At 39.3% G+C, this 7,633-nt stretch carries 6 protein-coding genes; 1 reads left to right on the top strand and 5 read right to left on the bottom strand.

Translation table 11 applies throughout. From position 1 onward, the window contains the following. Nucleotides 1-202: 202 nt before the first annotated feature. The 5 genes from pglX to CD000_RS18135 are packed head-to-tail and all read right to left on the bottom strand — an operon-like array spanning nt 203 to nt 7,244. Entirely contained in the window at nt 203-2,128 is a 1,926-nt protein-coding gene (gene pglX, locus CD000_RS08370) for a BREX-1 system adenine-specific DNA-methyltransferase PglX (protein WP_096225438.1), read from the bottom strand. A 16-nt stretch (nt 2,129-2,144) separates the two neighbouring features. Then, the gene (gene brxC / locus CD000_RS08375) at nt 2,145-5,696 is read right to left on the bottom strand and encodes a BREX system P-loop protein BrxC (RefSeq protein ID WP_096225439.1); all 3,552 of its coding nucleotides are present in this window, start codon (nt 5,694-5,696) and stop codon (nt 2,145-2,147) included. Nucleotides 5,697-5,716: 20 nt separating this feature from the next. After that, complete coding sequence (locus tag CD000_RS08380) at nt 5,717-6,256, bottom strand: DUF1788 domain-containing protein (protein ID WP_015863617.1); 540 nt, start codon at nt 6,254-6,256, stop codon at nt 5,717-5,719. Between the two features lie 15 nt (nt 6,257-6,271). Continuing rightward, on the bottom strand, nt 6,272-6,871 hold the full coding sequence (locus CD000_RS08385) for a DUF1819 family protein (RefSeq protein ID WP_033010176.1): 600 nt from the start codon (nt 6,869-6,871) through the stop codon (nt 6,272-6,274). Nucleotides 6,872-6,884: 13 nt separating this feature from the next. Beyond that, complete coding sequence (locus CD000_RS18135; protein ID WP_143425235.1) at nt 6,885-7,244, bottom strand: hypothetical protein; 360 nt, start codon at nt 7,242-7,244, stop codon at nt 6,885-6,887. Between the two features lie 95 nt (nt 7,245-7,339). Here CD000_RS18135 and CD000_RS08395 point away from each other — a divergent pair. After that, nucleotides 7,340-7,633, top strand: a 294-nt coding sequence (locus CD000_RS08395) for a DUF4277 domain-containing protein (RefSeq protein WP_143425280.1), incomplete at its 3' end; no start/stop codon positions are given.

Here is a 7,633-nt window from a genome sequence, read left to right on the forward strand (position 1 = left end):
TTATACGAAATATGTGAACGTCGTCCTGTTCAAGCTGCCGGATGGACGCATCCAACGCTCACTGGATCGCTCCCTCACCCCTGAACAACGAAGGATTCTGCAGGGGTTGGGGCTGGATGAGAGCATTTACGTGTAACGTCATACGGAACGACCAGCGATGGTAAAAAAAGGATTGCCATCGCTCGTTGTGTTGGTCAAAAAGTTATTCTGAAAAACTAAATAAAAAATCCTTTGTTTTGACCTTGTTAGGGTGCGAAATGTGAGTAACAATATATCTATTCTTAATATTAAAAAACATTTGTTTTTTTTCCTCAGAGCCATAACTTGTTAACCTAATAAATGTTGTTTTATACGAAGGAAGGGATCTATTTCTAATTACAAAACTTGTACTTTGGACAACTTCTCCTCCAATTTCTTCAAAAGTTCTGGGTCCTAAATGTACCATTGACTGAATTGATATATTAGACAATAATTTTTTACGTATATTTTCATAGATACCTAAAAACATCCAAGATTGTTGATTTATTTCCGCATGAAAACCATTTACTTTAGTAAAACTACTACATCTTTCCATAAAAACTGCAAAAAGATCTGCCTTTGAGTCACTATAATTCTTTTTCACATAGTCACTCAATTTTGTATTCATTCCCTTTGCTCCCATATACGGCGGATTTGTCACTACCACATCGTACTGGGATGCTAACAATTTAGCTTGTTTTATTAGTTGTTTAATCTTGTCTAGTTGCTCATACACTTCAAATGTTTCAAGTGTATGCTCCCCTGATTGCTGCAACTGTTCAATTTTCCGCAAGTATTTATCAAAATCTACTTTTTCCGGTTGTAAAATGGAACCATAGTTTTTCGCATCGATAAAAGTTTGTAACAGTCTTTTGATTTCTGCTACTTCTGTTTCGTTTTCTCCAATTAATTCCGCTGCCTGATCGATGAGAATATCATTCGATTCTTGGATCGAAATGACGTTCAATGCAGGTGGATGACGGAATACTTTTTTCGTTTTTTCCCGCGCTTTCATCATTAACGCAAATGCCGCCAACTGTGCCGCACGGTCATCAATATCAATTCCGTATAAGTTTTTCTCTAAAATAAGAAATGGAATTTCACGGACAGGGTAGCCACGTTCTTCATATATTTTGTATAGCAAGTCAAAGGCATAGACAAGAATATGACCAGAACCGCAAGCAGGGTCTAATACAGTAATATCCTCTGGTGAAAGATTTGGGTTACGTAGTTCTTCTAATTTCGCTTGTACCTCTAGCTCTTGTTCCGCTGGCTCTACATAATATTTCATTTCCGCTTTTAAGTTCGACTCAGGATGAGACTCAAGCCACATATGCCCAAGCGAGTTTTCCACCATATAACGTACAATCCAGTGCGGCGTAAACATCTGTGTTGCGGCTGGGATGTTTTCTTTTGTAATTTTCTTGTTTTTCTTCAATCCCGCAAATACTTCATCTTTTTTCTCTGAAATATAATATTGATACAACCAACCAATGACTTCTACATGTTCGAAGTTTTCGTCTCCTAATTCTTTTCCTAGTTTGTTAATCAACGAATCCGCATGAAGCAACGACTCAGGCAACAATAACTCTGTATAATCCGCTAACTTTTCAAATAAGAACGGCATGATTTCGTGCAATTCATTACATTGGGCAATTAATAATTTCCGATACGCCTCCTCACGCTTTCCTTGTTGTAAAAGAGATGCAATCTCCTCTTTATCGACTGGCAAGTCCGTATATTGGTAATCGGTTAAAATATCCGGATCCACTTTTCCTTTTGTTTCGCTGGATAAAACACGAATTTTTGATGGCAAATAGTTATGCACTTCCATGAAGCGAATCGCGATTAAACGGTTAAACCATGTGTACGCGACTTCTTCAATCACTTGGTCATAGCCTTTTGTTTCCATTTCTTTTAACAGTTTTTGCAAACCGTTTTTATAGGATAGCGGCAGTTTTTTGCCGTTGATTTCAATATAATCAGCACCTGTTACAAGCGCAGGAGAGCCTTCGGGAGTAATCCCAAAGGCCTGTGCTCGTAATGAGATTTGATTGCGAAGTTCGTTGCGTGCATAAACAGCAAATTCTTTTAATGCTCGTTTGTTCATTGTCTCCTGACTCCTTCTACTTTTTAATGACGACAACTTTTCCATTCTGAATTTCTTTTAGCAGTTCCTGTTTCATTTTTTCTAATAAACGATCCACGTCATCTTCAGTACGAATTTCGACTTGACCGGACGGTATCATGACTTGGATGAATCGTGAGATTGGCACTTCCACTTGACGATCATCGCCGTCACTCGTTTCCGACTGATATTGTACATACAGTTCATATACTTTTTCTTCCAAACGACGCAAATCGTTTGTCGCCATTTGTGTGTAGGAATAGACACGGGAAATGCTGTCCATATCTTTCAGCTGCTCTATACGGGCTTGCAGCTCTTCTAATTCATGTTGAACCATTGCTTTGATCTCTTCGATGCTGTACCGCTCTTTCAACTCTTCCATCTTGCGGCGAATTTCTTCCATTTGTTCGAGCTGAGCGCCCAGTTCTTTCTTTACAAAATTCGTAAGTTCTGTTCTTAATTTCTCGTTTAAGATTGGTAGATTAGGAATTTCTCGATAAGGATGATCCATTGTCAAGATGGAAACAATTTGATTTTTAATTTTTTGTACTTCCGTTTGATTTTTGGCGATATCTAAATCATCCACACGCTCTTTTAATAGACGGACACTTTCATCAAAATAGCGAATGGCCGTTTTTGTATAAAATGCAGATAAAGTTTGTATATCCTCAATCCATTCCTCCAAATCTTCATCCAACTCAATGAATTCCTCAACGAGATTCTCGCTCTTGGAATAAGACAACAATTCCTCGATGCTATTCTTTAATTTCGCGAGCTGAATGCCGCCTGGATATGGATATTGCGGATCTTCATATTCTTTTATTTTCAGCATCTCTGTTATTGGTTCTAAGAAATGTTTTTGCATTTGCACGCGAATGTTCTTTGCAATTTCATCATACGTTTCACCAACATCGTAGAAGTTAAATAACTCCCGCATCATTTCTACGACGATTTTACGTTTGTGGCTTGGAATGGCTATTTGCGCCTCAATCATTACTTTTTCGCGTTCCGACGCTTTTGTAATCCGAGAAATAAACTGTGGATGACTCGTATCAAAACTTTCTCCTAAATACGTTAATTTTATTTTTCCATCATGCATTAAAGCAGCTACTAATCCGGCAATATCGTTTTCGCTCCAGCCGTAAGGCGCGCTTTTAAATTTTTCTACAAGCAATTTCATCGTCACCATTTGCCGATTGCGGCTTTGTTCAAGGAAACGAAACACCGTGTCATACGCAAGATGGTTGGCAAACGTTCCATCTAATTTCGCTGGAAGACCTTTTGTTGCCCATTCATAAATCGTATCGTTCGCGTTTTTGACAGGAACCGGCTCCTCCATATAGCTTAAGTAGCTGTACGTATTACGGACAAGAATTTCAAAAGCACTTTGCAGCTGATTTTCTAAACTGCCGTTAAAACGGTATTCTTGTCCTTGCACATAGTAAGTCGCATGCACCGCCGCTTCGGCTAGCGCTTCCTTAGCTTTCTTTTCAAATTCGGTGATTTGTTGGCGTTTTTCATCCAGTATTTTACGTTGTCTTTCCGTTAAGCTCGTGGAAATTTTTTTATTTGCATAGGATCGGATTTTAAGCGCGTATTCCATCGGTTCAAAAAACTTTTCGGTAAATTCTTGTGGAATATGCATGACTAAAATGCCTGAGTTTGCCTCTGCCCGCGCTTGTTCTTCCGTGACATCCCCCGTGTATACTTGAAGGGTTAGTTCATTCGTTCGCCCACCGCGAGTGTACGTATCAAATACTTTATTGAATTCAAAGTCATGTGTTTTTTGATAACGATATGACTTCATTTGCACGATATCTTCGAAAAATATTTTGCCCAACTCATCAATGACATTTGCTTCGTTAATATGTTCGTGTTCAATCTCGCGATTCATCTCTTGTTCGTCATCGCTTAAGAACACGAACGTTTTATCCGCATTTTCCGCAATTAACATGTTTCGGCGAAGACGGTTTAACGAACGGCGAACTTCTTTTTCTAAATCATTTTTTATGCAGTCTACACTGTCGACAAGCAAAGTGGTAATATTTTCTACCGTTGCTTTAATCTGCTCGATCCCCTTGATCATAAATAACACTTTTAACACTTCAACGTCAAACTCTGTGATGCCTTCGCGTTTCGCAGCTGATGCGATCGTCGCCGAAACAGAGGTGCTTAAAAATCGTTTAACCGTTTCATAAAATTGGGAAAAACGAGCCAATTGGTTTGTATCTTGATCTTTTAATTGCAACGCAACTTCCTGGAAGGCATTTAATAAGGAACGTTCTCCGTGAGCTAAATGAGCTCCTGCCTCCCCTTGGCGGCGTACTTTATCAAAAACCCGTTGCAACAATTCGACTTGATATGGGACGAACGGATAAATCGCCGCATATTCTTCTTCATTTTTGAATCCGCTTTGAAGCACGCACGTATCTTTTTCAAACGTTAACGTATTGTTTAAACTTTGTCCGATTTGTTCGAATTCAACTTTTAAATGATCGGCAGCTGCCGGCCATTTTTCTAATAGACGGCGTTTAATGACTTCGTCCGTATTAGAGCTCGTTAAGTGAATACGTGTCGCGAAACGGCCTTGAATTTTAGAAAAATTGTCAGCGCCTTTAATTTTTGTTACGGCATCGATTTGTTCTTGAGAAGTAACAATCACCCACACTTTTCCTTGGCAATAGTTTCCTAAATCTTCGACAACGGTTTGTAGATTTAACATAAGGTTCGGATCATCGCCAATATACTGACCGATTTCGTCGACAAGAAACGTAAGGCGGTAGTTGTCTCCTTTTTCTTTGACGTGTTTTGCAACAATTTTCGCGAATTCTTCAGAACTGATTTCAAACGTTTTCTTAGCCGCGTCCAAGAAGCCTGCCGACGTTTCTTCGTCATATCCTAATCTAGCTAACGCCTGAATGAACGGTTTGCGTTTTAATAAAATCCGCGCCCGTTCTTCCTTCCACGGTTTCCCTTCTATTTCTTCAAAATGTCTTACGAATTCCTCGTATACTCCTTCGTCCGCCAATTGCCGCTCGATATGGGCAATCCAAAGCGTTGGAGAGTATCCTAGGTATTCGTTAAATACTTTTAAAAATACTTCTACAATAGTTGCTTTTTCTTTTTTACCGCCCGCTGATTTGGAATCAACGTTAAATAAAATCGCATGGCTATCATACGTTGCGGAGCGCTGCATCATTTCTAATAATTCTTGGTCATCTGTTTTTTCTGTAAAGAAATCAACCGCTCGTTTGCCATATACGGTTTCGTTGTTGAGCAAATAAGACAAGATTTTTAGAAAATGGGATTTACCTGAACCAAAAAAGCCGGAAATCCATACTCCTATTTTTGTCGTCGGATGATCAAAACTATTAGTGTAGTTTTTAAAGAAATACTTCATATTTTCGCTGATTTCTTTCGTCATGACATATTCTTCTAATTCGCTGTGAACCACTTTTTCGTCGTATTGTCCCGCTTGCACTACCCCATTAATTTCGCGGTCAATCGGCTTTTTAAACAGTTCCTGAATAGTAAATGTGTTTTGTAACACTGCGAACCCTCCTCTGTCCATTAGATAGAAAATGCTCGATAATATCCGTTGGATTCGAAACGATTAAATAGGCTCAGGCCTTGCCCTGTATATGTTCCTGGATAAAAAATAACGATTGGCACGTTGGTTACTTTCGGATGCAATTGATTTAGCAATTCATGAGCCCGTACTAATGGAAATACACTCCCAATCCCGGTGATAAAAATGATTTGTGCTTGTTCTGCCGCTTCGGCAATTTTGTCTACTAGCTGTTCTTCTTCGATCGTTGGGCGCAAAGCGTCAAACAAGGCTTCCGTTCCTTGTTCTTCCTCAAATTGTTTTAACCCTTCTAATCCAATATCGTCAAATAGTTCAATAACCATTTTCAATAAATTGAGCACTTTAATGTTTAAATGAATCCGATTAGTAAAATATCGAATCGATTGGCGGACAATCAACTCATGTTCCGGTTCGTAATCAAAAATGAAGTATGGTACTTCATTTCCTAATCCTCTCATCTGCAAAAATTCATCTTTTTGAATCTCTTCAAAAAACCGATCTAATTTTTTTTGAATCTCCACTGCAAACCTCCTATATTATTCGTTTAATGTTAAGATGAGTAAGTCGCGATACACCGGATTTCGTTCGACGTAATCACGCAACTCTCTACTTAATGGAATCGGTTTGATTTCGTATTCGTTTCCATTTTTCTTAAGCAATTCGGCATCTACTATTATTTTTAACATCACTTGCTTTAGTTTATATTTTGTTTTATCGGTCCAGTTTCTCACTTGTTCATATTGCTGTTCCTTTTCTTCAAAAAACGTGCGAATATTTCCTTCTGTCACCGTTGACTTAAATTTTTTCATGTTATAATGGATCACTTCCAAAACAAAATCACGAGGAAACGTAAAACGTTTTAAAAATGCATATAGCAGGAGCGCGTTTTGGTCGGAACGTGCTCCATGTATTAGAAAAAACTTTAGTTGCTGATCAAGGACTTCGGCTCGTCGATAAACGCGAGGAAATAGGTCTTTTATTGCCGCTTCGCTGCGACAATGAAGTAAATTTTCTTCAAAAACTTTTTTCTTTATTTCCTCTTTCGATAATCCTTGTAGTTGTAAATGAACAATGATTTTCATTTCATTTCTATAAAGGTGTTCCGCTGTAAATCCTCCGGAATATTTCTTCAACACTACATCCCAACCTTTACGATTTTTCGTCTAATTGTTTTCGCATTTCCGCCCAGCGGCGCCAAACTTTCAACCAAGCATGGAAATCGTAATATCGTTCGCGGTCATCTTCAAACGCTTCTTCAACAAACTCTTCTTCTTCGTCATCAAATAAACGAATCATATCTTCCTTTTTCACACGTTTTACCGCTTCCACTTGTGGTTCCACATACGGATCGTTTATATCCGTAATTAACCAGTCGGCAAATGATTTTCGTGGTTTTGGCGGCGCGCTAGGGTCTCGCTCTTCCAATAGTGGCGATATATTTCCACGGTAAAATAGATGTAAGTCGTGATGAGCGCGAGTAATAGACATATACAACATCTTAGCACTCACATTTCGCACCCTCTCGACGAAAATCGGGAGGATTTTTTCGTTCCGATGTCGAATGAATCCTTGACACACAAGGAACGTAAAGGAGTTTTTCTCTTATGAACGTTCAAGTCAAAAAGGTCTATCGCAATCATTATTTGAATATAATAAGTGCCCTATTCAAGAAACTGGGCCTGCCCCAATTGATTGACCATCTCGTTCCCGTTGATCCACAGTGCCAGACTCGAGTCAGCGATGCCGTTCAGGCCATCATCTACAATATGTTTGACGGCCGGCAAGCCCTCGTTCACGTGGAACGATGGGCTCAGGAGATCGATCTAGAGAAACTCATCCGTCCCGGTCTCCATCCTTCCTGGTTGAACGACGATGCCTTGGCTCGTCATCTCGACCGC

Origin of the sequence: Geobacillus sp. FJAT-46040 (genome assembly GCF_002335725.1) — a bacterium.
Lineage (GTDB): Bacteria > Bacillota > Bacilli > Bacillales > Anoxybacillaceae > Geobacillus > Geobacillus thermoleovorans.